Origin of the sequence: Longimycelium tulufanense (assembly GCF_014645795.1) — a bacterium.
Taxonomy (GTDB): domain Bacteria; phylum Actinomycetota; class Actinomycetes; order Mycobacteriales; family Pseudonocardiaceae; genus Longimycelium; species Longimycelium tulufanense.
Window position 1 is genome coordinate 21171 of record NZ_BMMK01000021.1, and the last position, 25272, is coordinate 46442.

17 protein-coding genes are annotated in these 25272 nt (G+C 70.8%); 11 read left to right on the forward strand and 6 right to left on the reverse strand.

Annotation, left to right across the window (positions count from 1 at the left end; translation table 11 throughout):
- Positions 1–12 precede the first annotated feature (12 nt).
- Positions 13–453 carry an SdpI family protein gene (locus IEY55_RS20225; protein ID WP_229686574.1) on the reverse strand — a complete coding sequence of 147 codons (441 nt, stop codon included), beginning with the start codon at positions 451–453 and terminating at the stop codon, positions 13–15.
- A 65-nt stretch (positions 454–518) separates the two neighbouring features.
- On the opposite strand from IEY55_RS20225, the gene IEY55_RS20230 reads away from it, so the two are divergent.
- On the forward strand, positions 519–1655 hold the full coding sequence (locus IEY55_RS20230; protein WP_189060076.1) for an esterase-like activity of phytase family protein: 1137 nt from the start codon (positions 519–521) through the stop codon (positions 1653–1655).
- Positions 1656–1794: 139 nt separating this feature from the next.
- Positions 1795–4635 (forward strand): leucine--tRNA ligase, encoded by a 2841-nt coding sequence (gene leuS / locus IEY55_RS20235; protein WP_189060077.1) that lies wholly within the window; start codon positions 1795–1797, stop codon positions 4633–4635.
- Positions 4636–4705: 70 nt separating this feature from the next.
- On the opposite strand, the gene IEY55_RS20240 is transcribed toward leuS, so the two are convergent.
- Positions 4706–5437, reverse strand: a complete 732-nt coding sequence (locus IEY55_RS20240) for a TetR/AcrR family transcriptional regulator (RefSeq protein WP_189060078.1) — start codon at positions 5435–5437, stop codon at positions 4706–4708.
- Positions 5438–5563: 126 nt separating this feature from the next.
- Here IEY55_RS20240 and IEY55_RS20245 point away from each other — a divergent pair, with 126 nt between their 5' ends.
- The 4 genes from IEY55_RS20245 (at position 5564) to ptsP (ending at position 13050) form a co-directional block, all read left to right on the forward strand.
- Positions 5564–7735: an MMPL family transporter gene (locus tag IEY55_RS20245; RefSeq protein WP_189060079.1), complete on the forward strand. Its 2172-nt coding sequence runs from the start codon at positions 5564–5566 to the stop codon at positions 7733–7735.
- A 286-nt stretch (positions 7736–8021) separates the two neighbouring features.
- Positions 8022–8474 (forward strand): hypothetical protein, encoded by a 453-nt coding sequence (locus IEY55_RS20250; RefSeq protein ID WP_189060080.1) that lies wholly within the window; start codon positions 8022–8024, stop codon positions 8472–8474.
- Entirely contained in the window at positions 8461–11181 is a 2721-nt protein-coding gene (locus IEY55_RS20255) for a M64 family metallopeptidase (protein WP_189060081.1), read from the forward strand. Before IEY55_RS20250 ends, IEY55_RS20255 begins: the two co-directional genes overlap by 14 nt.
- A gap of 228 nt (positions 11182–11409) precedes the next feature.
- Positions 11410–13050, forward strand: coding sequence for a phosphoenolpyruvate--protein phosphotransferase (gene ptsP, locus IEY55_RS20260; RefSeq protein WP_189060082.1), 1641 nt, complete (start codon positions 11410–11412; stop codon positions 13048–13050).
- Between the two features lie 297 nt (positions 13051–13347).
- On the opposite strand, the gene IEY55_RS20265 is transcribed toward ptsP, so the two are convergent.
- The 3 genes from IEY55_RS20265 to macS are packed head-to-tail and all read right to left on the reverse strand — an operon-like array spanning position 13348 to position 15805.
- Positions 13348–13974: a DUF1707 SHOCT-like domain-containing protein gene (locus tag IEY55_RS20265; RefSeq protein WP_189060083.1), complete on the reverse strand. Its 627-nt coding sequence runs from the start codon at positions 13972–13974 to the stop codon at positions 13348–13350.
- Positions 13971–14636: a response regulator gene (locus IEY55_RS20270; RefSeq protein WP_189060084.1), complete on the reverse strand. Its 666-nt coding sequence runs from the start codon at positions 14634–14636 to the stop codon at positions 13971–13973. The genes IEY55_RS20265 and IEY55_RS20270 overlap by 4 nt, the downstream gene beginning before the upstream one ends.
- Complete coding sequence (gene macS, locus IEY55_RS20275) at positions 14633–15805, reverse strand: MacS family sensor histidine kinase (protein WP_229686575.1); 1173 nt, start codon at positions 15803–15805, stop codon at positions 14633–14635. Before macS ends, IEY55_RS20270 begins: the two co-directional genes overlap by 4 nt.
- A 250-nt stretch (positions 15806–16055) precedes the next feature.
- Between macS and IEY55_RS20280 the strand changes: the two genes are divergently transcribed.
- Positions 16056–17252, forward strand: a complete 1197-nt coding sequence (locus tag IEY55_RS20280) for a GGDEF domain-containing protein (RefSeq protein WP_189060086.1) — start codon at positions 16056–16058, stop codon at positions 17250–17252.
- Here the strand turns inward: IEY55_RS20280 and IEY55_RS20285 are convergent.
- Complete coding sequence (locus IEY55_RS20285; protein WP_189060087.1) at positions 17239–18468, reverse strand: AI-2E family transporter; 1230 nt, start codon at positions 18466–18468, stop codon at positions 17239–17241. The two genes, IEY55_RS20280 and IEY55_RS20285, sit on opposite strands and share 14 nt — an antisense overlap.
- Before the next feature lie 309 nt (positions 18469–18777).
- Here IEY55_RS20285 and IEY55_RS20290 point away from each other — a divergent pair, with 309 nt between their 5' ends.
- The 4 genes from IEY55_RS20290 (at position 18778) to IEY55_RS20305 (ending at position 25011) form a co-directional block, all read left to right on the forward strand.
- Positions 18778–21036 carry a hypothetical protein gene (locus tag IEY55_RS20290; RefSeq protein ID WP_229686576.1) on the forward strand — a complete coding sequence of 753 codons (2259 nt, stop codon included), beginning with the start codon at positions 18778–18780 and terminating at the stop codon, positions 21034–21036.
- Between the two features lie 283 nt (positions 21037–21319).
- On the forward strand, positions 21320–22162 hold the full coding sequence (locus tag IEY55_RS20295) for a hypothetical protein (RefSeq protein ID WP_189060088.1): 843 nt from the start codon (positions 21320–21322) through the stop codon (positions 22160–22162).
- 228 nt (positions 22163–22390) lie between these two features.
- On the forward strand, positions 22391–23608 hold the full coding sequence (locus tag IEY55_RS20300) for a hypothetical protein (protein ID WP_189060089.1): 1218 nt from the start codon (positions 22391–22393) through the stop codon (positions 23606–23608).
- Positions 23609–23637: 29 nt separating this feature from the next.
- Positions 23638–25011 carry a hypothetical protein gene (locus IEY55_RS20305; protein ID WP_189060090.1) on the forward strand — a complete coding sequence of 458 codons (1374 nt, stop codon included), beginning with the start codon at positions 23638–23640 and terminating at the stop codon, positions 25009–25011.
- Positions 25012–25272: the final 261 nt, after the last annotated feature.

Below are 25272 nucleotides of genomic sequence, written 5' to 3' on the forward strand. Positions count from 1 at the left end.
GCGAAGTGATCACTAGTTGCCACAGAGCGACTGCTTCACGGTGCACCCGCCGCAGCAGCCACCGCACCCGGCGGGCTCCGGCTCCGGCAGCGCGGCCGCCGCCCGCGCGCCGAGCACGTTGCCGGCGGTCGCCAGCCCGAACGCGCCCACCAGGCCGACCGCACCGACCACCAGCACGCTCGCCGTGCCGGGCAGCCCCAGCGTCGCCAGCCCCGCCAGCCCGGCCACCGCGCCGGCGACCAGGTTGGGCAGCCCCGCGACCCGGTTGGCCAACCGGAACGTCTCCTCGCTGCGCAACGCCGCCCTGGTCCGGACCCCGGCGAAGCGGTTCCGGGAGAGCGTCCCGCGGAAGCCGCGCCAGCCGACGATGGCCAGGATCGCGCCCAGGGCCAGGAGCACGACGCAGCACGCGATCTGCAGGCCGGGTGGGGCGGCACCAACTGCGGACGTCACGTCAGGAGCGTAAGCGTGACCACGCGTCCACCTGGTGGTCACCCCGGTCCGGTGTGCTGCGCACCATGTCGACCCGCGTCCTCACGGCCGCCCTGGTCACGGCCGCCATGATCACCGGCGCCACCACACCCGCCGAGGCCATCGCCGGCCTCCGGCACGCCCGTCTCCTGGGTGAGCAGGTGCTGCCCAAGGACCTGACCGTCGACGGCACGCCCGTCGGTGGCCTGTCCGGGCTCGACCGGGACCCGTGGACCGGCGAGTGGCTGCTGCTCAGTGACGATCGTTCCGCCCGGGGACCGGCCCGCTTCTACCGCGCCCGCCTCCAGCTCGACGCCCGCGGTCTGCACGACGTGCGGGTCACCGGGGTCACCCCGCTGCTGCGGCCCGACGGGACGCCGTACCCGCCCGGCGCCCCGGACGGCCCCGACCCGGAAGCACTCCGCATCGACCCGGCGGACCGCACGTTCTACTGGACCAGCGAGGGAGAGCGGGCGGCCCCGACGCTGCTCGACCCGTTCGTCCGCCAAGCCACTCGCGACGGGGCCCACGTGCGAGAACTCTCGGTCCCGCCGCACCTGCGGATGAGCACCGAGGAACGCGGGCCACGACGCAACGCCACCCTGGAGGGGCTCGCGCTGAGCAGCGACGGCCGCCAGCTCCTCGCGGCGATGGAGGGCCCACTCCACCAGGACGGTGCCGAACCCACCGCCGAGCACGGTGCGCTCGTGCGGTTCACCTTCCTCGACAAGCGCAGCGGCCGGCCCGGGCGGCAGGTGGCCTACCCGGTGGAACCGGTGTTCTCCGATGCGGGTCCGGGTAACAACGGCGTCGTCGAGGTACTGGCCGTTGACCGCCATCACTACCTGGCAATGGAACGTGCCTACGTGCGTGGAGTGGGCAACAGGGTGCGGATCTACGAGTTCGATGTCCGTGGCGCCAGCAACACCCTGCACCGGGACCGGCTCGACGAGGCCGTGCGCCCGGTCCGCAAGCGCCTCCTGGTCGACCTCGCCAAGCTACCACTGTACAAAGTGGACAATCTGGAGGGGATGGCCTGGGGGCCGTGGCTGCCCACCGGGGAGCGCTCCCTCGTCCTGATCAGCGATGACAACTTCAACCCCGCCCAGGTCACGCAGGTGGTCGCGCTCGCGGTGCGGTGCGGCGGCGGCGCAGAAGCGGGTGGGACCCGCGCGCTATCCTGACCCCGTGAACGCGGCCCGCCTGCTTCTTACCTGGCCGCGCTGACCAGGAGACGGTCGGCGCGGCAACCCCTCATGCCCTCTGTGTGGGCCTGAGGGGTTTGTTGTTGTCAGGGGCGGCAAGCCACCGGGAGGACGAGCGATGACGAACGCGGCCCAGACCAGCGGGCAGTCGGAGGAGACGCCGGCGTTCCGCTACACGGCGGACCTCGCTGGCGCGATCGAGCAACGCTGGCAGGACCGCTGGGAGGAGCGGGCCACGTTCCGTACTCCGGACCCGGGCGAGCCGGACCGGCCCACCGGTACCAAGCGGTTCGTGATGGACATGTTCCCGTACCCCTCGGGTGCCGGCCTGCACGTCGGTCACCCGCTCGGCTACATCGGGACCGACGTGCTGGGCCGCTACCTGCGCATGACCGGCCACCACGTGCTGCACGCGCTGGGCTTCGACGCCTTCGGCCTGCCGGCCGAGCAGTACGCGGTGCAGACGGGCACGCACCCGCGCACCACGACCGAGGCCAACATCGAGCGCTACCGCGCCCAGCTGCGTCGCCTGGGCCTGGCGCACGACCCGACCCGGGCCTTCGCCACCACCGACCCCGCGTACTACCGCTGGACGCAGTGGATCTTCCTGAAGATCTTCAACTCCTTCTACGACGCCGAGGCCGGCCGGGCGCGGCCGATCGAGGACCTCCTCCGGCAGTACGAGTCCGGTGCGCGCGCCACCCCGGACGGCCGGCCGTGGGGCGAGCTGTCCGAGCTGGAACGGCGCCGCACTGTCGACTCACACCGCCTGGCCTACCTGTCGGAGGAGCCGGTGAACTGGTGTCCCGGCCTGGGCACGGTGCTGGCCAACGAGGAGGTCACCGCGGACGGCCGCAGCGAGCGCGGCAACTTCCCGGTGTTCCGCCGCAACCTGCGGCAGTGGATGATGCGGATCACCGCCTATGCCGACCGCCTGGTCGACGACCTGGACCGGCTGGACTGGCCGGAGCCGATCAAGCTCATGCAGCGGAACTGGATCGGCCGCTCACACGGCGCCCGGATCCGCTTCGGCGTGGGTGACGAGGCGATCGAGGTCTTCACGACCCGGCCGGACACCGTCTTCGGCGCCACCTACATGGTGCTGGCGCCCGAGCACCCGCTGGTCGACCGCATCATGGCCGCGCAGTGGCCCGCCGACACCGACGTCCGCTGGACCGAGGGCGCCGAGACCCCCGCGGAGGCGATCGTCGCCTACCGGCGGGCCGCCGCCATGAAGTCGGAGCTGGACCGACAGGAGAACAAGGACAAGACCGGTGTCTTCACCGGCGCCTACGCCACCAACCCGGCTAACGGCAAGCAGATCCCGGTGTTCGTGGCCGACTACGTGCTGATGGGCTACGGCACCGGCGCGATCATGGCCGTGCCCGGCCAGGACCAGCGCGACTGGGACTTCGCCACCGCCTTCGGGCTGCCGATCGTGCGTACGGTGCAGCCGCCGGCGGACTTCGACGGCGAGGCGTACACCGGTGAGGGCCCGGCGACGAACTCCGGGTTCCTGGACGGCCTGGACGTGGACGCGGCCAAGAAGGCGATCATCTCCTGGCTGGAGGAACACGGTCACGGTGAGGGCACCATCCAGTACAAGCTGCGGGACTGGTTGTTCTCCCGCCAGCGGTACTGGGGTGAGCCGTTCCCGATCGTCTACGACGAGCTGGGGACGCCGATCGCGCTGCCCGAGGACCAGCTGCCGGTGTTGTTGCCGGACGTCGACGACTACTCGCCGCGCACCTTCGACGCCGACGACGCCGGCAGCGAGCCGGCGCCGCCGCTGGCCCGCGCCGGCGAGTGGGTCGAGGTCGAGCTGGACCTGGGCGACGGGCGCAGGCGCTACCGCCGCGAGGTCAACACGATGCCGAACTGGGCCGGCTCCTGCTGGTACTACCTGCGGTACCTGGACCCGCGCAACGACGAGCGGTTCTGCGACCCCGAGCTGGAGCGGTACTGGATGGGGAAGCGGCCGCAGGAGCACGGGCCGCGCGACCCGGGCGGCGTCGACCTGTACGTGGGTGGGGTCGAGCACGCCGTGCTGCACCTGCTGTACGCGCGGTTCTGGCACAAGGTGCTGTACGACCTGGGTTACGTCAGCTCGGAGGAGCCGTTCCGCAAGCTGTTCAACCAGGGCTACATCCAGGCCTACGCCTACACCGACTCCCGCGGCGCGTACGTGCCCGCCGAGGAGGTGGAGGAGCGGGACGGCAAGTACTTCTGGCAGGGCCAGGAGGTCAACCGCGAGTACGGCAAGATGGGCAAGAGCCTGAAGAACGTGGTCACCCCGGACGACATGTGCGCGCTGTACGGCGCCGACACCTTCCGGCTCTACGAGATGTCCATGGGGCCGCTGGAAGTCTCCCGGCCGTGGTCGACGCGGGACGTCGTGGGTTCCCACCGCTTCCTGCAGCGGCTGTGGCGCAACCTGGTGGACGAGCGGACCGGCGAGCTGCGGGTGACCGACGAGGAGCCGGGCGAGGAGATACTGCGCGCACTGCACAAGGCGATCGCCGGTGTGCGCGAGGACTACGAGGGCATGCGGTACAACACCGCGGTCGCCAAGCTGATCGAGCTGAACAATTTCGTCACCAAGACGTATTCGGCCGGCCCCGGAACCCCGCGGATGATCGCCGAGCCGCTGGTGCTGATGCTCGCGCCGTTGTGCCCGCATGTCGCCGAAGAACTGTGGGCGAAGCTGGGGCACCAGGGATCGCTGGTGGCCGGCCCGTTCCCGGTGGCCGACGAGAGGTACCTGGTCGAGGACACCGTCGAGTACCCGATCCAGGTCAACGGCAAGGTGCGCTCGCGCGTGGTCGTGCCCGCCTCGGCCGGACAGGACGACGTGCGCTCGGCGGCGTTGGCGGACGAGAAGATCGTCGCGTTGCTGGCCGGTAAGGAACCGCGCAAGGTCATCGTGGTCCCGGGCCGCCTGGTCAACGTGGTCGCCTGAGTCGGTTCGTCGTGACGGGGGCCGGTTCGGCACCCACCGGCCCCGTTTTCCGTTGCGGCCGCCTCGGAGATCAGTGCATCGAGGGCGTGAGTCCCACCTCTTCGGCGAGTCCGGCGAGCATGCTCTCGAAGAGCGGCTCCGACGAGGAGACCGCGAAGTCGAGCTGGCCGAAGACCTCCAGCGCCACGTGACCGTACAGCCGCGCCCAGGACTGCAGCATCAGGAAGATCGCGCCAATGCTCAGTTCCCGGGCGGGCGAGGAGCCCCCGAGCGTCTCCGCCAGCATCTCGCGGAACCGCAGCAGGTCGTCGTGCAGCTCGGTGGGCACTGTGTCGTCGGCGGGCACCCAAATCCGTGCGGAGACGAACAGCGGCAACACCACCTCGAGGAAGGCCCGGCCGAACTCGTCCCGACCCAGCTCGTGGCCGGTGGGCGCCGGCTCGCCCGCGGACGGGCGGGCGAAGACCAGGGCGAACTCGTGCGGGTGGGCGAGCGCCCACCGCCGGAACCCCCAGCACGCCGCGAACACCCGCTCGGCGGGCTGGTCCTGCCCGACCCGGTCGATCGCGGCCCGCAGGTCGGCGGCGAGGTCGGCGCAGATGTCCTGGCAGAGCGCGACCAGCAGGGCCTCCCGGGAGTCGTAGTACCGGTAGAGCGCGGGTGCGGTGATGCCCAGCTCCCGCGCGATCGCGCGCAGGGTGACCGCCTCCCGGCCCTCCCGAACCAGTAGCTCGCGGGCGCTCGCCCGGATCTCCCGCTCGGTCTCGGCACGGAGCCGCTCCCGACGTGTGGCCTCGCTCATATCTCATCCCTCGCCCCTTGTAAACACCGTTTACGCGACCTACTTTCGCGTTCGTGTGAACGGTGTTTACGGAGTTCGCGCCGTCCACACGGTAGCCCGAGACCGCCCCTGCCACCAGGAGACGCCGTGTTCGCGAAATGGGGTTCGCTCGTGCACCGCCAGCGCTGGCTGGTGCTGGTCACCGTGCTGGTCCTCGCCGTGCTCGGTGGCGTCTTCGGTTCCGGCGTCTTCGGTCACCTCGGCCAGGGCGGCTACGAGGACCCGAACAGCGAGGCGGTGCGCGCCTCGGACACCGCGGACGCCCACCTCGGGCGGCAGACCGGCGACGTGGTGGTGGTCTACACCGCGCCGTCGGGCACGGTCGACGACCCCGCACTGGCCAAGAAGATCAACGACCGGCTGAACACCCTGCCCGCCGACGCCGTCAGCAGGGTCGTCTCCTACTGGAACAGCGGCTCGCCCCAGCTCACCGACGCCGACAAGCACCGCGGCCTCGCCGTGATCACGCTGGCGGACGGCAACGACTCCAACAAGCTGATCTCCAACTACGAGAAGATCAAGGACGACCTGGCCGTGGACGGCGTACCCACCCAGGTCGGCGGGGTGGCCCCGCTGTCGTCCACGATCAACGAGATGTCCAGGACGGACCTGGTCCGGGCGGAGGCCATCTCGCTCCCGGTCACCCTGGTCCTGCTGGTGGTGATCTTCGGCGGGCTCGTCGCCGCCTCGCTGCCGGTCCTGGTCGGCGGGCTGGCGATCCTCGGCTCGCTCGGCGTGCTGCGGCTGCTCACCGACTTCGTCGACGTCAACTCCTTCGCCGTCAACGTCGCGACCCTGCTCGGCCTCGGTATGGCCATCGACTACGGCCTTTTCACCGTGAACCGGTTCCGTGAGGAGATGGCCGAGGGACGCAGCGTCCCCGACGCCGTGCGGCGCACGGTCGCGAGCGCGGGCCGCACGGTCGCCTTCTCGGCGAGCCTGCTGATCATCGCCCTGGCCGGGCTGTTGTTGTTCCCGCAGTCGTTCCTGCGCTCCGTCGGCTACGGTGGCGTGGCCGCGGTGTCGATCGCGATGCTGGTCTCGCTGACGTTGCTGCCCGCGCTGTTGGGCCTTCTGGGTAAGCGGGTGGACTCGCTCGGCCTGCCCTGGCGGCGCAACCGCGTGCACACCGGCGAGGCCCGGGGCTACCGGCGGCTCGCCGACGCCGTGATGCGCCGCCCGGTGCTGGTGGCGCTGCCGATCTTCGCGCTGCTGCTCACCCTCGGTGCGCCCTTCCTGTCGGTGAAGTTCGGCGAGGTCACCGAGAAGGTACTGCCGACCGACAACACGGTCCGGCAGGCGACCGAGGTCATCAACCACGACTTCCCGGTGGCCGGCAACGACGGCGCCCAGGTGGTGCTGCGCGGCACGGGTGGCGCGCAGCCGGGCCAGGAGGCGGTGCAGCGCTACGCCGCCGAGCTGCAGAAGGTGCCCGGTGTGACGGAGGTTCAGCCGGGTGGTGCCGGCGGGGACGTGGTCGTGCTCAAGGCCGCACTCGCCGGTGATCCGCTGGGCAGCGGGGCGAAGGACGCCGTGACCGCGATCCGCGACCTGCCCGCGCCGCCCGATACCGAGGTGATGGTCGGTGGCCTCACGGCCCGGCTCGGCGACAGCCTCGCGGCGATCGGCGATCGGCTGCCACTGATGATCGGGTTGATCGTCGTGGCCACGCTGGTGTTGATGTTCCTGGCCTTCGGCTCGTTGGTACTACCGGTCAAGGCCGTGCTGATGAGCGCGCTCAGCCTCTCGGCGACGTTCGGCGCGCTGGTCTGGGTGTTCCAGGAGGGGCACGGCGCGTCGTGGCTACACGTCACGCCCGGCCCGCTGGAGGCCGGCATCGTGGTGTTGATGGCCGCCGTGGTGTTCGGCCTGTCCACCGACTACGAAGTCTTCCTGTTGTCCCGCATGGTCGAGGCCCGCAGCCGCGGGGGCTCGACGGAGGACGCCGTGCGCACCGGGCTGGGCCGTACCGGGCGGGTGATCACCGCCGCGGCGCTGTTGTTGATCGTGGTGACCGGTGCCTTCGCCTTCTCCGAGATCTCGATGATGCGGTTCGTCGGCGTCGGCATGATCCTGGCACTGGCACTGGACGCCACCGTGGTGCGGATGCTGCTGGTTCCGGCGCTGGTGAAGCTTCTCGGACCGGCGAACTGGTGGGTGCCCGGTCCGTTGCGCCGCCTCCAGCAACGGCTCAGCCTGCACGAGGGTGAACCGGCGGAGGGGACCTCCCGCGACCGCGAACCCGAACCGGTGGGGTGACCCCGCGCGTTCGAGCCGTGCGGCTCCGCGTCCGTTTCGCAAGCAGGTTTCGTCAGGGCGATTGCTGTGCGCTGTCCGAAATGGCTTCCGGGGCCGCTTAGCACATCCCCGTCACGCCTGAAGTCCCCGAAAGTGCGGACTTGAGAAGCCGGGAGTTCACTGTGTTCAGTGGGGTGTCTGGTGGCAGCGAGCCAGGACGTGTGAGTCAGGTTTCCCTGCGATGAGTTGATGCTCCCGAACATGCTCCGGTACTCGCCCGTCGCGTCCGGGGCGGAGAGGTGGAGCCATGGCACAGCGGGTTCGCGGGCCAGGGCCCGTCCGAAGGCTCCGGGTGCTGGTGTCACTGACGGGCTGGCAGGTGATCGAGGAGCGCAGGGTCGGGCGGATGAACGTCAGCCGCAGCCGGGACCTACCGGCGAGCCCGCGGCGGACGGCCGGTGCCTGGTTCGAGGCGCTCGATGCCGAAGGAAACGTCGTCTACCGCCGACCGATCGAGCATCCGGGCGAACGCAGTGTGGAGCTGTTCGAGGGCGGGCGGATCTTCCGGAAACCACTTCCCGGCCAGGAGGTCTCGGTCGAGTTCCTGGTACCCGAGGCGGAGGACGTCTCGTCGGTCCGGGTTGTCATTGACGGCAAGGAGATCCCCTATCGACACGGAAAGCAGCGACAGGCCGGTTACCAGATGACCGACCGGCCCGGGAAGCGTTCGAAACGGGGGTCCGACGATGGGAACCGCTGACGGCAGCGTCACCGGCATCACCAAGATCCTGGACAACGGCCCGGACTCGGAGCTGTGCAACATCGTCCTGGTGGCCGAAGGGTTCACCACCTCGGAACAGGGCGACTTCGCCGACCTGTGCAACGACTTCGTCGCCGCACTCCAGGATGAGCCGTGGTTCCCGGTGATGGGTGGGGCGATCAACGTGCACCGCCTCGACGTGGTCTCCGACGAGTCCGGTGCCGACGACCCCAAGGAGTGCGACGACGGGAGCGAGGGTGATGACGTCATCGTCGACACCTACTTCGACGCGCAGTTCTGTTCCAGTGGCATTCGTCGTTGCCTCAACGGGGATGTGTCACTTGTCCGCACCGAACTGGACGCCCGGCTGCCCGAGTGGCATGTGGCAACCGTCCTGGTGAACACCACGGACTTCGGTGGGTGCGCCAGTGGCAACGTCAACTTCTCCAGTACGCACTCCGGGTGGGAGGCAGTGGCGCTGCACGAGCTCGGCCACTCGGCGTTCGGGCTCGCCGACGAGTACCCGACCTGGGAAGGGTGCGACAGTGGCGAAACCGATCGTGACCTCTACGAAGGGTCGGATCCCAACAGGCCCAATATCACCACGGTCACCAACCGGTCCACCTTGAAGTGGCGGCACCTGCTCACTCCCGGCGTACCCGTCCCCACCATGCAGAACCCGGACTGCTCCGAATGTGACGAGCGGCCCAACGTGCTCGATGACGACGACAAGATCGGGCTCTTCGAGGGAGCGGGGTACTACCACTGCGGGCTGCACCGCCCCGCCTACCGGTGCCGTATGCGGTCCAGCTCCGACCCCTTCTGCAAGGTGTGTCTGGAAGCGATCGCCGTCGACCTCTCGGACTTCGCGGCGGCGACCCCCGTCCTGGAGGTCGTCCCGACCGCCATCGACTTCGGCGAGATCGCCTACGGCCTGACGCAATACCGCCTGTTCGAGGTGCGCAACGTCCGGTCGGGACATCCGGTCCCGCTCGACGTGACGCTGACCCCGCCCACCGGAGAGTTCAGCTATGCCCCCGGCACGGAGCTGACCTTCACGCTTCCGGCCCCGATCTTCGAGGCGTACAGCTGGCGTCACGTCTTCGTGGCGTTCACCTCGACCCCGACCGGTGGGCCCACGTTCACCGGGGAGGCCGCCGTCACCGCCGGCGAGCCCGGTGCCGAGCAGAGCGTGACCGTGGACCTGCAGGCGACCGCGGTGCCCCCGCCGCCGGTGGACTCCACCCTGGTCCTCGACCGGTCGGCAAGCATGTCGGAGGAGACCGGCGAGTTCGGGCAGACCAAGATCGACCACACGCTCCAGGCAGCCCGGCTGTACGTGTCGTTGCTGAAGGAGAACGACCGGATCGGCATCGTCCGCTACCACCACCGGTCCGACGACTCCGACATCATGTTGACGATGCGGGTGGCGGGACCGCTGGGCGGCGGTGCGGGCCGCACGGCCGCGATGGACGCCCTCGACGCCGACAACTTCACCCCTGACGGGACCACCTCGATCGGCGGCGGGATCATCAACGGCAGCGGTGTGCTCGACGACGGGGTCGCCGACAGCCGGGCGCTCGTGGTGCTCACCGACGGCCGACAGAACACGCCCCCCGACATTCCCGCCGGTCGGGCCGAGGTGGAGACGAAGACCCCGCGGCAGCGGGTGTTCGCCGTGGGCCTCGGGCTCAACCAACTGGAGGACAAGCTCAACGAGATCGCCTCCGTCACCGGCGGGGTCGCGCAGATCACCGGAGACCTGGTCGACGAGCGGGAGTTCCTGCTGCGGAAGCTGTTCGTGCAGATCCTCAGCGATGTCAGCGACGAGGCGTTCGTCCGCGACCCCCGCCAGTTCCTGGGGGCAGGGCAGCGCCAGGCGACGCCCGTCTGGCTCGGCGAGGTCGACGTGGCCTGCGACTTCATCGTGACCTGGCGCCCCCACCCGTTCCAGCAGAAGTTTCCCCGGGTGTGGCTGGAGGCGCCCGACGGGACGATCATCGACGAGGCGGCGGCCGCCAGCGCTGGCAACATCAACCATGTCCGGCATGCCACGCACCTGTACTACCGCGTCCTGTTCCCGCTACGCCCGGACACACCGTTCGCCCACGCCGGCCGTTGGCGGGTGTGGGCGGAGATGCCAACGACGGTGATCGAGCATGGCGGGCTGATCTACAGCGTCATGGCCAAGGCCCGCAGCGACCTGCGGCTCGGCGGCCACTTGGTGCAGGCCGAGTACCAACCCGGTTCCGCGATGACGGTGGTACTCGAACCCACGCTGTTCGGCCTGCCGATTCGGCTCGACCCACCGGTACGGGTCGAGGTCACCCGCCCCGACGGTGCCCATCGCACGCTGACGCTCCTACGCGACGACACGGGTACCTACACGGGGATCTACAACGACACCCCGCTGGTCGGTCCGTACGGCTTCGACACCGAGGTCAGCGCGACCACGCCCGCGGGGTACCGCGTGACCCGGTACCGCCACCTCACCGGCCTGATCTACGTCCGCCGTCGACCCGAGGACGGAGACAAGGACGAATGCCCCGACGGCAAGGATGACGACTGGGTCAGGACCTGCAAGGAAGCCAGGCGGGCGTTGCGGTTCATCGACGACGTCCTCGTACGCTGCTGCACCCAGCACCGGCCACCGCGTCCTCCGCCACGGCCCCCGTCGCCCGGCCTGCGGCGGCCGCCGCCCGGGTAACCCGACACAGTGACATGATCCCGTCCGTCCGCGTCCGCATGCCGTGCCCGGTGATCCCGGAACGGCAGCCCCCGTCGATCAGGTGGTCGACCGGAAGGCTCGGCCTGCCCTGCCGACGTCCCCGGTGTGATCTGCTGCGTTGAGGGATGTCCCCCCGGCAGGAAGTGGCACGCGTCACCGGGCCGTGGGATCGTGTCGCGAGGGATCCGGAAGGGTATGGTCTAGACCATGTGGACGCGTCTGAGCGGCGTCGGGGTCAGCCCGGGCCGGGCCAGCGGCCCCGTCGTCCGGGTCGCCGAGCCGTTGCCGGAGCCGCCCGCCACACCGGCCCCGGCCGATCCCGCGGCCGAGGCGGCCCGGATCCGTCCGGCCGCCGAGCGCCTCGCCGGCCGGTTGCACGAGCGGGCCGCGGCCGCCGAGGGCGAGGCCCGCGCCGTGCTGGAGACCACCGCGATGATGGCCGCCGATCCCGCGCTCGCCACGCAGGCCGAGAAGCTGGTCGTCACGCGTTCCCTGCCCGCGGCGCGCGCCGTGCACGAGGCCGCGCAGAGTTTCGCCGACGCGCTGGAGGCCGCCGGCGGCTACCTGGCAGAGCGGGTCCGCGACATCCACGACGTGCGCGATCGCCTGGTCGCCGAGCTGCTCGGCGCCGAGCCACCGGGCGTGCCCGAGCTGACCGGCCCCAGCGTGCTGGTCGCCCGCGACCTCGCTCCCGCAGACACCGCCGGCCTGGACCCGACGAAGGTGCTCGCGCTGGTCACCGCCGAGGGCGGCCCCACCAGCCACACCGCGATCCTCGCCCGCGCCCTGGGCATCCCGGCCGTGGTCGCCTGCCGCGGCATCCTCGAGCTGGCCGATGCCGACGGCCTGGTGGTCGACGGCGACAACGGTTTGGTCGAGGCCAGCGACCTCCCGGTCGAGGTGCGCGCCACCAGCACGACCGCGGAGCCGGACTGGTCCGGCGAGGGCCGGACCACCGACGGCTACCGGGTCAAGCTGCTCGCCAACGTCGGCTCCCCCGATGACGCACGCGCCGCGACGGAGGCCGGCGCCGAGGGTGTGGGCCTGTTCCGCACCGAGTTCTGTTACCTCTCGGCCACCGAGGAGCCCTCCGAGGACGAGCAACGCGCCGCCTATGCGGCCGTGCTGGCCCCCTTCGCCGGCAAGCCGGTCGTCGTGCGCACCCTGGACGCGGGCGCCGACAAGCCACTGCCGTTCCTCGACACCGAGGCCGAGCCCAACCCCGCCCTGGGCGTACGCGGAATCCGGCTCTCCCACACCCTCACCGGCACGTTGGACCGCCAGCTCGCGGCCATCGCCGCCGCGGCCGCCGACTCCGGCGCCGAGGTGTCGGTGATGGCCCCCATGGTGGCCACCGTCGAGGAAGCCGGCTGGTTCGTCGAGCGCGCCCGTGCCGCCGGCATCGCCCGCGCCGGCGTGATGATCGAGGTTCCGGCAGCCGCGCTGACCGCCCGCGAGATGTTCGCGGCCGTCGACTTCGTCAGCCTCGGCACCAACGATCTGGCCCAGTACACCTTTGCCGCCGACCGTCAGGTCGGTGCCGTGGCCACGCTCAACGACCCGTGGCAGCCCGCGCTGCTCCGACTGGCCGCCCTGGTCGGGCAGGCCGCCACCGAGCACGGCAAGCCGATGGGCGTGTGCGGCGAGGCCGCGGCCGACCCGGCGCTGGCGTGCGTGCTCGTCGGGCTGGGCGCCGCCAGCCTCTCGATGAACTCCGCGGCGCTGGCCAGGGTCGGCGCCCGGATCGCCGCGGTGAGCCTGGACCGGTGCCAGACCGCGGCCCAGGCCGCGGCGGCCACCGCCGATCCGGTGACCGCCCGCACCGCCGCGAAGGCCGCCTTGGGCTGACCGGGTCCGAGGTACTCGGTGTTGGATTGCTCGGCTCCGGGCTTCGCTGCGCGTCTTGTCGGCGCGATGCCCGCTTCTCCCGTCCCCGAGCGCTGACCCGAACACCTTCCGGCGGACGCGAACGGCCAGTCTCCGTGGACGCCCCCCGTCACGGAGACCGCCTTCGCGCTCTCAGTGCTTGTTGGCCGCTTCCTGGCGGCCGGTGTGGCAGATGTGAACACCACCCGCGGGCAACCGTCATGGCCGGAAACCAAGCGGACGTGAGCGAATCCGCGTGGAACGGGGACCCGGGACCCCTCAGTCCTGCACGATGCGGAACGGGAACTGCACGCGCAGCCGCCCCAACCGGAACAACGTCCGGTGGTCACCGCGCCGCGAGATCACCAGCGACCCAGCCTTCACGCTGCCCCGCACGATGAAGTGCGGCACCCCGGTCCGTCCCCCGACGCTCACATGGTTCTTCACGCTGGCCGCAACGAGTCGCAGATCGCTCGCGTCCACCGTTGCGTTCGGCGGCAGCACCAGCTTGTCCGTACCCGCCGTGTTGGCCACCTCGACCGTGACCACCGGATGCGGGATCACCGCCTCGCTGAAGTCCAGCACGCTGGTGCCCCACCTGTTCCGCACCACCACCCGGCGCGGGACCCGCCACCGTCCCCGGCGCTCCACCGACGAGGCGGTCTGCTGCACCACAGCCGTATCCCTGATCTCGGCCTCCCGGTTCACCAGCCCGGGAATGTCGATCAGCACCGAGTTCAGCTCGGCCCGCGTGCGCGAGGCGAGCGCGGCGTCCGTGCGGCGGCTGAACTCCGCCAGGTCGAGCAGGCCCCGGCCGGTCGCCCGCTGCAGCAACCCCACCACGTGCTCCCGCTCGGCATCGCTGACCCGCAGGTCACGCGGGGAAACAGGCTCCACACTCGTCATGCGGTCTCCTCGGGGTCGGCGTCGAGGCCGTGCTCGATCGCGTACCGCGCCAGCTCGACCCGATTGTGCAACTGCAGCTTGCGCAGCGTCGACTGAACGTGGTTCTCCACGGTCCGGTGGGAGATCACCAGCCGCGTGGCGATCTGCCGTGCCGTCAAACCCTTGGCCACCAACCGCAACACCTCCGTCTCCCGCTCGGTCAACCGTGGCGTGGGCTCGGCACCGTCCCCCGAGGCCGCCATCCGCCGGTACTCGCCCAGCACCAGCCCGGCGAGCCCGGCGGTGAACACCGCGTCCCCGACCGCGGTCCGCCGTACCGCGTCGACCAGCTCCTCCACCGACGCCGACTTCACCAGGTAGCCGGAGGCACCGGCCTTCACCGCCTCCAGCACGTCGCTGTGCTCGCCGCTGGCGGACAGCACCAACACCTGCGTATCCGGCAGCTCGGTGGTGATCCCGAGGGTCGCCGCCACCCCGGACGAGCCGTCCAGGTTGAGGTCCATCAACACCACGTCGGGCCGTACGGTGCGCGCGATTCGCACCGCCGACTCACCGTCACCGGCGGTGGCCAGCACCTCGAACCCGCGCTCGGTGAGGTCCCTGGCCACCCCGTCCCGCCAGATCGGGTGGTCGTCGACCACCATCACCGAGACGTTCGTCATCGCACGACCCCCTTGCGCCGGGGCTGCCTGCGCGGCACCCGGACTTCCCATTCGGTCCCCTCCCCTGCAGCGGTGTACAGCGACACCTCGCCGCCAAGCTCGGCCACCCGGCCGCGGATGGAGTAGGCGACCCCCATGTGCCCCTCCCCCTCGGCGGCGGCCAACCGGCCGGGCGGGATCCCCGGCCCGTCGTCCCGCACGCTGAGCACCACCTCCTTCCCGAGGTCCTCCAACAACACCCAAGCCCGGGCATCGGGCCCGGCATGCTTGTCCACGTTGGAAAGAGCCTCCCGGGCCACGGCGGATAGCTCGGAGGCGGCAACTGCGGGCAACATCACCTGAGTGGCGGGTACCGACACCTGGACCCGGGGCGTGGCCAGCAGCTGCAGCTGCGGCCGCAGGTCCACCTCGCCGTCCACCGTGGATTCCTGGGGCGCGGCCGAGACCAGGGACCGCAGCGCGATCTCCTGCTCCCCGGACAGCCGGGCCAGCTCGGCCGCCTCCCCGCCGAGCTCCGCGCCCCGCCGTCGCACTCGTGCCAACACCTGGAGCACACTGTCATGAACCGCTCGGGCCAACCGCTCCCGCTCCTTCGTTGCCGCCTCGGCACGCAAGGCCCGAGCCAACTGCTCCGCGGAGTGCCGTGCGGTCACCGCGGCGAGCCCTACGACGAAACCGATGCCCGACAACAGGACCGTGTCCCGCGCGATGTCGGTGTCGAAGTAACCGCGGGCCCAGATGCTCACCAGCGAAATCCACGCCCCGCTGACGGTGCCGGCCGCACGCCCGCCGTACACCGCGGACGACACGACACAGCCGGACGCCCAGATCGTGGTCACCAGCGGCACCGGACGGATGAGCTGCTCGCCACTGAGAACGTAGTGGGACGCGATGATCAGTGCTGTGGTGAGCAACACGTCCACGATAACGACGTTCAGCCGCCGGCCACTGGGCCGAACGAACCAATAGCAGGTCAAGGCGGTCCACACTGTCATCGCGCCCAACGTCGCCCAACCCAGACAGGGCATCGCATACCCGTGCCGGTGCAGGGAGAACACGCCCACGGCGAAGAGGAATGTGACGATCCGCAGGGTTACCGCGCCGAGCCAGAGCGGTGTGGTGTTGTCCGCGATGGCGCGCGCACCGGCGCCGGACGGGCTTGCAGGCACTTCGTTCCCTCCCAGTCGCCCCATCCTGCCGGCTGGACGCGTTTCCGGGGCGGCAGGTTCTGCCCGGCCGCACCGACCTCGCACACCGCGCGCTGCCCCCCGGTCGCCGGCTTCAGCTGCCGTCTGGTCTGTGCCACGCTGAACCGCGTTCGAGGAGCCCGGCAGCCCGTCGCCGGCTGGTGCACGCGGCCGAGGCACAGCCGACCGGCGCGGCCCTCGACATGTCACTCCCGGCGGGGGGGAGGGCGATTTGCTCGAGTGGCCACTGTGGACGCTGCGTCGGCCGGCGCTGTACTACTGGCTGGCCGTCGACGCCCTCGCGGTGGCCGTCGTGGCCGCGGTGGCCCTGGCGACCCCACCCCCCGACTCCGCGGAAATCACCCGCTTCGGTGCGATCGCGGTGTCCTCGGCACTGGTGATCGTCGGCACGGCGGTTGTCAACCAGATGCGGCGCGAGGAGCAACACAATCCCTGGGCCATCCACGTCTGCTACCTGGTCGCCGGCATCTTCGCGCTACCGCCCAGCCTGCTCGTACTGCTGCTGCTCGGCCCGGCCCTCCACGGCGTACTGGTGCTGCGGCCACAGCCGCACCGCTGGATGTTCACCACCGCCGCCACCGCCCTGGCCACCTTTGCCGCCCGCGGTGTCGCCGGCTGGGACGAGCCGCGGCGGGACGTGGCGATGCTGATTCTCGCCGGGGCGGCGATGCTGGTTGTGCGGGGCGTCATCGTCGCGGTGGGGTTACGGCTGCGATCCCCCGACGGTGCCACCGCCGACGTGCTCGGCAATCCCATCGACGTCGCCGTGGGCGTGGTCGCGGTGTGCGTGGGTGGAATGACCGCCATGATCATCGACAGCGAACCGGTCCGCGCGTTGATGGCGGCCGCACCGATGGCGTTGCTGGAGCGGGCCGCACAGCTCCCCCACTGGCGGCGCTCGGCGCAACGCGACGCCAAGACCGGCCTGGCCAACGCGGTGCACTGGGACCGGTTGGCCCGCGACGAGCTTTCCCGCGCGAACAACCGCAACTTCTGTGCGGCCGTCCTACTCGCCGACCTCGACCACTTCAAGCGCGTCAACGACCGTTACGGCCACCTTGCCGGCGACGCCGCATTGTCCGCCGTCGCCGTGCTGCTGCGGAGCAGTGTCCGCCGCGGCGACCTGGTCGGCCGGTTCGGCGGTGAGGAGTTCGTGCTGATCCTGCCCGACACCGCGCCGACAGAGGCGGAGTCGGTGGCGCAGCGCCTCCGGCTGTCCGTCGCGGCCTTACGCGTCGCGGCCACCTGCGCGGACGGCCAACCCATCGAGTTGGCCGGCCTGACCATCAGCATCGGTGTGGCCACCACCGAGAGGTTCGGCTACGAGCTGTACGACCTGCTGGTTGCCGCCGACTCCGCGTTGCTGGCGGCGAAGGGGGCGGGACGGAACCTCGTCACTGTCGCTTAGGTGGCTCGTCCGGCTCGGTACGGTCCGACTCCGCCTGCTCCTCCGGCTCAGCCCGGCCCGAACCGGTGCGCTCGGCACGTTCGGCACGTTCCGCCTCTGGTTCGGCCTCCGCCGGCTGGTAGACGTCCACCTCCGAGGGCACCAGGCCCTCATCCGACACCAGGGAACGCACCACCGAGTTGATCACTGCGATGAGCGGCACCGCGAGAAGCGCACCGGCGATACCGGCCAGCGACACGCCGACCGTGATACCCAGGACCACCGCCAGCGGGTGGATCTGTACCGCACGCCCCATCACCAGCGGCTGCAGGACGTGTCCCTCCAGCTGTTGCACCGCCAGCACGACGCCCAGCACCAGCAGTGCGGGCACCAGCCCCTTCGTCACCAGGGCAACCAGGACCGCCACCGAACCCGAGATCAGCGCTCCGACGATCGGCACGAACCCACCGAGGAACACCAGTGCGGCCAGCGGCACCACCAGCGGTACACCGATGGCCCACAGCCCGATGCCGATGCCCAGCGCGTCCACCACCGCCACGAACGCGGTGGCGCGCACGTACCCGACCAGGGTGGCGAAGCCGCGCCGACCGGCGACCAGGGTGCGCGTGCGCACGTTCCTCGGCAGCAACCGCGCCAGGAACGACCAGATGCCCCGGCCGTCGTAGAGGAAGAAGATCAACGTGAACAGGGCGAGCAGCATCCCGGTCAGCAGCTCACCCACGGTTCCGGCCGTGGTCAGCGCCCCCGAGGTGATCGTCTCCTGGTTCTCGCTGATCCACTTGGTCAACCGGTCGATGAACTGGTTGAGCTGTACGTCGCTGAGGTGCAGCGGCCCCTCGCGCAGCCAGTCACGGATCGTCTGGATGCTCTGCGTCACCTGACGCTGCATGTCCGGCAGGCCCTGGATGAACGCGTTGATCACGAAGGTGAGGACGCCCCCGACCACCGCGAGCCCGCCGACCATCACCACGGCCGTCGCCAGCCCCCGCGGCACCCGCAGCCGCACCAGCGCGTCGACGGCGGGTGCGAGCAGTGCGGCGAGAAGCAAGGCCACCGCGACCGGCACGAACACCACGCGCAGCGCGCCGAAGATCTCGCCGAGCACCCAGAGCACACCGGCCAGCACCAGGAACCGCCAGCCGATCGCGGCGGCAACACGCAGCGCGAACGGAACCGCCCGCTGGGCGTCGCCCCCCGAATTGGTGGAGTCGCTCACCAGGCCACGGTAGCCGCTGGTACGCCCGACCGTCCGGTACTCGGGTGAGCGGGGCGCCGTCGGCAAGCCGTGCAGCGGGGGCCGGCCACGGAGGACAAAACGTACTGTGACGTTTCTCCGGGGTCCTTTCTGGCCGGCGGTCCGCCCGCCATGGTCCAACGACTGACAGTCGGATCACCCGCAGCGCATCCGACCCCGGCGAGCCCGCGACCCCTCGTCGGGCCGGCTCCGGACGACATGATCAATCCGGCCGGGAACTTTTTGGCACCCGCCGCGTCGAAGGGAAGGCGGCCAAACTGGGGGTGGCACATGGTGCAACGGGTACGGCAGTCCGACCTGACCGAGCTGGAACACCTCGTCTGTCGGGCCTTCGCCCGCGGCGAACGGCTGGACCTGCGGGAACGCTGTGGCGGCCCCGCCAGGGCCGGGGACCGGACGGTCCGCGCGGGCGTTCTGGTCGCCCTGCTCTGCGGCCGTTACGACGTCGAGCCGGAGACCGTGCCGGCCCTGCGACTCGTCGACGCCGACATTCGCGGTTCGCTCGACCTGGAGGCCGTCGACGTGCCCTACCTCGTCGAACTCCGGCAATGCTCGTTCGACGAGCCCCCGCAGCTTCAGCTCGCCCGCTTCGCCGGCCTACGCCTACCCGGTTGCACCATTCCCGGGCTGCGCGGACGGAACCTCCGCGTGGACAGCACCCTCGAACTCGACTACCTGGTCAGCACGGGCACACTCGATCTCGCCGACGCCACCGTCCGCGGCACGCTCCGGCTTGGCGACGCCGAAATACGTGGTGAGGCCGAGGTGCGCAAAGGCACGCATCATTGCCACGCGATTCTTGCGTCACGGCTTCATGTTTCCGGCTCGCTGCAGGCGGCCCGGACCCGCACCACGGGCGAGCTACGTCTGCAAGGCGCATTCGTCGGTGGCAACCTCCACCTCGGCAACGCACAGCTCTCGCACGCCGGTGGCGACGCCCTGGCGGCCGCGGGCATCACCGTCCGCGGAGACCTGTTGTGCGAGCCCGACCCCGGTCCCCTCACCGCCGAGGGTCGCGTGGTGCTCGCCGGTGCCCAGATCGGCGGTGACGTCGTGTTCTCCGGTGCGAGCCTGCGGGTTCCGGCCCGGAGGAACCACCACGTCCTGGTGTTGCCCCGCGGTGTGGCCGACGGCACCGCCGCGCTGGTGGCCGACCGGATGCGGGTGGAGGGCAACGTCGAGCTGGACGACGGCGTCAACGTCGCGGGCTCGGTCCGCCTCACCAACTCCGACATCGGCGGATACCTGCGGCTGTCCGGCGCACGCCTCGGCCAACCCGAACCGGTGTCCAACCTGTCCGGTGACCGCGTACCCCTCGCGCTCGTCGCGGACGGGCTGCGGATCGCCGGTGACCTCGAGGCACGGGGAACGCGTCCCAGTGACCGATCAGCCACCGACCACGAGCAGGACGCGTGGGAGCCCGGCGCTGGCGCACCACTGTGCGCCCACGGGCAGGTCCGCCTGACCGACGCCCGAATCAGGGGAAGCGCGAGCCTGTCGGGCGCACGACTCGTAGCACCGGGCTTCGACGCCCTCTTCGCCGACCGGCTGCAGGTCGGCGGCACCCTCTTCCTCCGCAACCTCCGCGCCAACGGCTCGGTGAGACTGCAGAACGTGCACATCGGGTCCACATTGGACTGCACGGGCGCCAAACTCACCGATCCGCGGCGCCGCCCCGACGGAACCCTGAAGCCCTCTGTGGACGCGCGCGTCGCCAACATCGGCAAGGACCTGTTGTGCGGCTACGGCTTCCTGGCCGCCGGCGGGGTCCACGTACGCCTGGCCGAGGTCGGCAAGATGATCAGCTTCAGCGGGGCGCGGCTGGGCAGCACCGACACCGGCTTCGTGCTCAACGCCTACGGTCTCACCGCACAGCGGCTCATCCTGCGCTTCGCCGCGCCACCCAGGGGACGCGTGCTACTCGTTCGGGCGAACATCCAGTCCGTTGGGGACGACGACAAGCTCTGGGAAGCCACCGGCGGCGTCGCGTTGGAGGACTTCCGCTACGAGTCGATCGACGCCGATCCCGAGGTGGACACCCGGGTACGACTCGCGTGGTTGCGCAAGGTGTTGCCGGACTTCGCCCCTGGCCCGTACGAGCAGCTCGCCCTGACATACCGGGACGGCGGCCACGAGGAACGAGCCCGGAAGGTGTTGCTGGAGAAGCAACGGCGACGCTACGCCGAACTCGGTCCGGCCGGCCGGTTGTGGGGCTTCCTGCAGCGGTGGACCGTGGGCTACGGCTACCGCCCCTGGCTCGCCATGGCCTGGCTGGGCGTCTTCTGGCTCTTCGGGGCGCTTTGGTTCCGCTACCACCCGATGGAGCCACTGGACGACGAACAGCATCCGGTGTGGAACGCGTGGCTGCTCTCGGCGGACACGCTCCTGCCGATCGTCACCATCGGCCAGGACAACATGTGGCAGATCAGCGGCGTTTCGCAGTGGATCCACAGTTCGCTGACCGCCGTCGGCTGGATCCTTGCCTCCACCGCGGCGGCGGGAGCAACCCGCGTACTGAAACGGGACTGACGACCGGTGGAATGCGGCCGACGACTCCACAGTGGACAAAGAACGGATTTCCGGAGTGGATACGATCACACTCATTCCGGTGAAGCAGCGGGAAAATCGGTGTCGTATGTAACCCAATGGGGGCGTCTTCCGCGGCGAAAGCTGCGAACCGACCGCGGTTCGTGCCAGTGTCTTCCGCGTCGCCACGAGCCGTGATCGAGAACGTGGCGATCCATCCCAGTCCTGCGGGGCCGAACGACGGCAATGTCGGCTTGAGCCCCGAACCCCGAGGAGTTGACGAGTCGTGTCGGACCGCCGGACGCTGACGGTGAGGGGCCGCGTGTTGCGGCCGCTCGCCCGCGTCCTGCTGGTCCTCGCCGGTGCGGTCGCCGGCGTCCTGGTCGGCTGGTTGTTGGCCACCGGCACCGCGGCCGCCGCCGAGCCGGCGGACTCCCCCCGGGAGCCGCTGGCCGGCCTCACCGGCACCGCCACGACCGCCGTGGACGGGCTGACCGGCGCGCTGAAGCCGGCCGGCTCCGTCGTCCGGTCCGACAACGTCGAGCCGGTCCGGCTCGACACCAGCTCGTTGACCGGCCCGGAAACGCCGGTCGAGCTGCCGCTGCGGGTGGGCAAGACGCTGCGGCAGGGCGTGGGCGACCTCGCGCAGAAGGTACGCACGCCCGTCGAGCGGGTCGTACCGGTCTCCACCACGCTGCGGACCAGCAGCATCCTTCCGCAGCTCAACCCCGACTTCTCCGTGCCCCGCTCGGCCGCGCCGGGCCACCTCGACCGCACCGTCGCACCGGTTCGCACCGGCGGTGGTGCGGCACCCGCCGACGCGCCGGCCCGTCCGGCCGCGGTGGACGTGGCCGCCGAGGAACTGATCGGCGAGCTGTCCACGCCACCGGCGCCCCGTCCGGAGCGGCCCGCGCCGCACCCGGTTCCGTCGGCGCCGATCTCCCCGGCGACCGTTCCCGCCCCATGTTCCTGCGGGCACGACGGATCCGGCTCCCTCGGTGGTGCCCCGCACGCCGCGCAGCTGGCCGGCAGCACCCCGCTCGCCGCGGTGGGCCGCGGCTTCATGAACCCCTCCGCCCAGGGCCTCGCCGCCGAGCGCGTCGAGCAGCCCGGCGTCACCCCCGACTGAACTCACCCCGCGCGGCCAGCGGTAGCTGACGCGTGCGCCGCCGGGTGAGGCGATCGCACCTTCCGTCACCTACCGGTGTGTGCCGCGCGGCCATCCCCCGCGGGCGATCCACGCCCGCCCCCAAGACCCGGGTGGTCGCAGCCCCGGCGGGAAGCCCCTCCTTGACACCAAGCCCCGTCCGGCCACCCGTCCCCCACACCGAACACGACGGAAAAGGAGACCCTTCGCATGAAGACCTGGACCAAGCGCGTCGCGCAGATCGCTCTCGTCAGCACCGGACTGTTGGCGGCGGGAGCTGGTCTGTCCTCGGCCGCACAGGCGGCCGACGCGCTGGGCAACGGCCAGGCGACCAAGCCGGCCGGCCAGGCCGCCAAGAAGGTCGACCAGGCCGGGAAGAAGGTCGGCCAGGGCGCCGACAAGGTGGAGAAGGGCGTCGAGAAGGAGGTCGAGAAGGGGGTCGAGCAGGCCGCCAAGAAGCCGGTCAAGAAGAACCCGACCGCCGGCGACCTGACCAAGTCGCTGGGGGACACCGGCAGCCTGACCAAGGCCCTGGGCCGGTCCGGTGACGGGCTGGACAGCCGGAAGAAGAAGTTCACCTCCAACGACGCGCCCGGCATGAACAAGATCAGCGACCAGGACTTCGACGCGCTGTACAAGCAGTACCAGGATGCCGCGATGGAGGACGCTCTGGTCAGCAGCGGCGCCAACAACGCCGCCACCCCCCAGATGAACCCCGCGGCGGTGCCCGGCACCGGCACCAGCACCCAGATCGGCAACGGCTCCCTGCCGGCGAACAGCGAGATGGTGCAGCACGCGGTGCCCTTGGGCAACAAGATGCTGAACAAGAAGGAGCTGAGCAAGCTCGACGAGGTCGGCCGCGTCCGGGAGCTGACCGACGTGACCAAGGTGGCCAAGCAGCTGCCCGAGACCAAGCAGGTCGGCCAGGTCTCCCGCAGCCTGCCGCTCGCCGAGCAGCTGCCCCGGGCCGACGACCTGCCCGGCGGCAAGCTGGACGGGCTGCCCGGTGGTGACCTGACCAAGCACCTCGACGCCAACAGCGTTAACAAGGTCCTGCAGCCGGAGAAGGTGGACGCCACCACCACCGCGACCAGCTACGCCCTGGGCGTCCTCGCCAAGGAGTTCGGCACGCAGTTCGCCGAGCACACCGGGCTGTCCCCGGAGAGCTTCCACCCGGTCGTGGTGACCAACCCCGGCGGGGTGGACGCCCTGGCCGCGAACCTGCCGGCCGAGGACCTGACCGACAGCACCAAGCTGGCGGGCAAGGCCGCCGACACCCGCAGCCTCACCGGTGCCGACAAGCACCTGGAGCCGATCAGCAAGCTGCTGAAGAAGAACGACACCGACGCCGTGGCCGAGGTCACCGAGCAGACCGAGGACGCTGCGGCCGAGCAGACCGACACGAAGGGCGCCCAGGCCGGCCAGTGAGGCGCCCGCGGACCGGGGTGGGGCCGGGCGTGACGCGCCCGGACGGTGTCCTCCCCACCGCCGCCGGCGACCGCCGGCCCCACCCCGGCCGCCCTGTCAAGGCCCCACGGACGACCCGGAACCACGACGACGTGAAGGAGAACCCCATGCACCCCTGGGCCAAGCGGGGAATCCACGCCGCGCTCGTCACCGGCGGGATGCTGGCCGTCGGCAGCGGCGTGTCCCACGCTGCCGAGTACACCGACCGGCCGTCCGCCCCGCTGGGCGACGCGGCCGTCCCGATCGACACGGACGACACCGCCCCCAGGGCCTCGGGCGCCGCGCGCGCCACGTGGGGCGACCACCGCAACAACGGCATTGGATTCGAGCACGTGCAGTGGGAAATCCTGACCGAGCAGTCCGAGCCCGTGGTCATCACCGGTTCCGCGGGCACGTTGTCCGGCACCATCTCGGAGCTGGGCCTGGACAAGCATCCGTCCTTCCCGCTGCGTCCCACCGAGGTGGCCGCGGAGGACGACACGCTTGTCCTGACCGACTTGGCCCGGCGGCTGGCCATGGCCGATTCGGCCGGCCCCGAGGCCGAGGTCAGGGTGGACGCCCCCACTCCGGCGGTGACCGATGAGGTGGGATCCGGCCACCTGCCCGTGCCAGCCACGCCGGACGGGCTCCCGGACGCCGGCCTCGACTGGCCCGGCCAGGTGGGTGCGGTGTCCGAGGAGGCCACCGGCGACGACCGGGCGATCGGCGTCCTCACCGAGGTCGTGCCGATCGCGAGCGCCGGTCCCCTCAAGGGGGCCGTCCCCAAGGCGGCCGCCCAGCCGGAACCGGCCCCCCTCGCACCCGCGGAGCCACCGCCCTTCGCGTTGACCCCGGGCGGGATGGTGGTCTTCCACATCCCGGCGCACGTGGTGGACGAGTCCATGACCTGGACCGACGTTGCCACCACGGCGGCCACGGAGCGGCCGGAGATGGAGATGGTGCCGCTGACCATCCCGGGCGAGCAGCTCCCACCGCCGTCCGCACTGCCCGACTATCCGGAGCTAACGAAGCTGCGGACCGAGACCCCGGCGCCGCGGGCCGGCCGCGAGTGGGGCTCCTCGAAATGGCAGTCCCCGGTGCCACCGCTGGTGTTCCCAAAGTTCGACCTCAAGCCCGAGATGGCGCAGCCTGCGGTGCCGCAGACCCAGGTGCCCCAACAGGCCATCCCGGCCGCCGCGGTGCCGGCGCGACCCGCCCCGGCACCGGGCAAGGGACTGCCGATCGAGCTGCAGGCGGGCTCGCTGGACCTGCGCGAGCTGAAGGTCAACGACGACCAGGTGCTGCCCGAGCCCGCAGCCGAGACCCCCGCGCTGAGCACGGTGGACTCGACGGGCTGGCTCAACCGGGTGGCGAGCCGGCACTGACCTGCCGGCCTCCCCGGTAGGGGAGAGAACAACCGAATATCGCCGTGAGATCGGTGGGTCCGGGAGCTTTCTGCTCCCGGACCCACCCACGCGTGCATGCCACGGGAAAAGCACGATCGGATCCCGTGGAGAAAACGCACCGGTCATTGATCATTTTTGTCGATGGCGCTTCGGTGATGAGAAGCACGATCAACCGATGGGGATTCACCGCGGCGACGGTATCCGTCCGAACCGGCGGCGCACAGAAATTCCCGAAGCCGC

Excerpts from the sequence above, each read along its gene's own strand:
- IEY55_RS20270 (WP_189060084.1), bottom strand. The coding sequence starts at position 14,636 with ATGACGAACGTCTCGGTGATGGTGGTCGACGACCACCCGATCTGGCGG.
- IEY55_RS20240 (WP_189060078.1), bottom strand. The coding sequence starts at position 5,437 with ATGAGCGAGGCCACACGTCGGGAGCGGCTCCGTGCCGAGACCGAGCGG.
- IEY55_RS20250 (WP_189060080.1), top strand. The coding sequence starts at position 8,022 with ATGGCACAGCGGGTTCGCGGGCCAGGGCCCGTCCGAAGGCTCCGGGTG.
- IEY55_RS20290 (WP_229686576.1), top strand. The coding sequence starts at position 18,778 with ATGGTGCAACGGGTACGGCAGTCCGACCTGACCGAGCTGGAACACCTC.
- IEY55_RS20265 (WP_189060083.1), bottom strand. The coding sequence starts at position 13,974 with ATGACGAGTGTGGAGCCTGTTTCCCCGCGTGACCTGCGGGTCAGCGAT.
- ptsP (WP_189060082.1), top strand. The coding sequence starts at position 11,410 with ATGTGGACGCGTCTGAGCGGCGTCGGGGTCAGCCCGGGCCGGGCCAGC.
- leuS (WP_189060077.1), top strand. The coding sequence starts at position 1,795 with ATGACGAACGCGGCCCAGACCAGCGGGCAGTCGGAGGAGACGCCGGCG.
- IEY55_RS20255 (WP_189060081.1), top strand. The coding sequence starts at position 8,461 with ATGGGAACCGCTGACGGCAGCGTCACCGGCATCACCAAGATCCTGGAC.
- IEY55_RS20230 (WP_189060076.1), top strand. The coding sequence starts at position 519 with ATGTCGACCCGCGTCCTCACGGCCGCCCTGGTCACGGCCGCCATGATC.
- IEY55_RS20300 (WP_189060089.1), top strand. The coding sequence starts at position 22,391 with ATGAAGACCTGGACCAAGCGCGTCGCGCAGATCGCTCTCGTCAGCACC.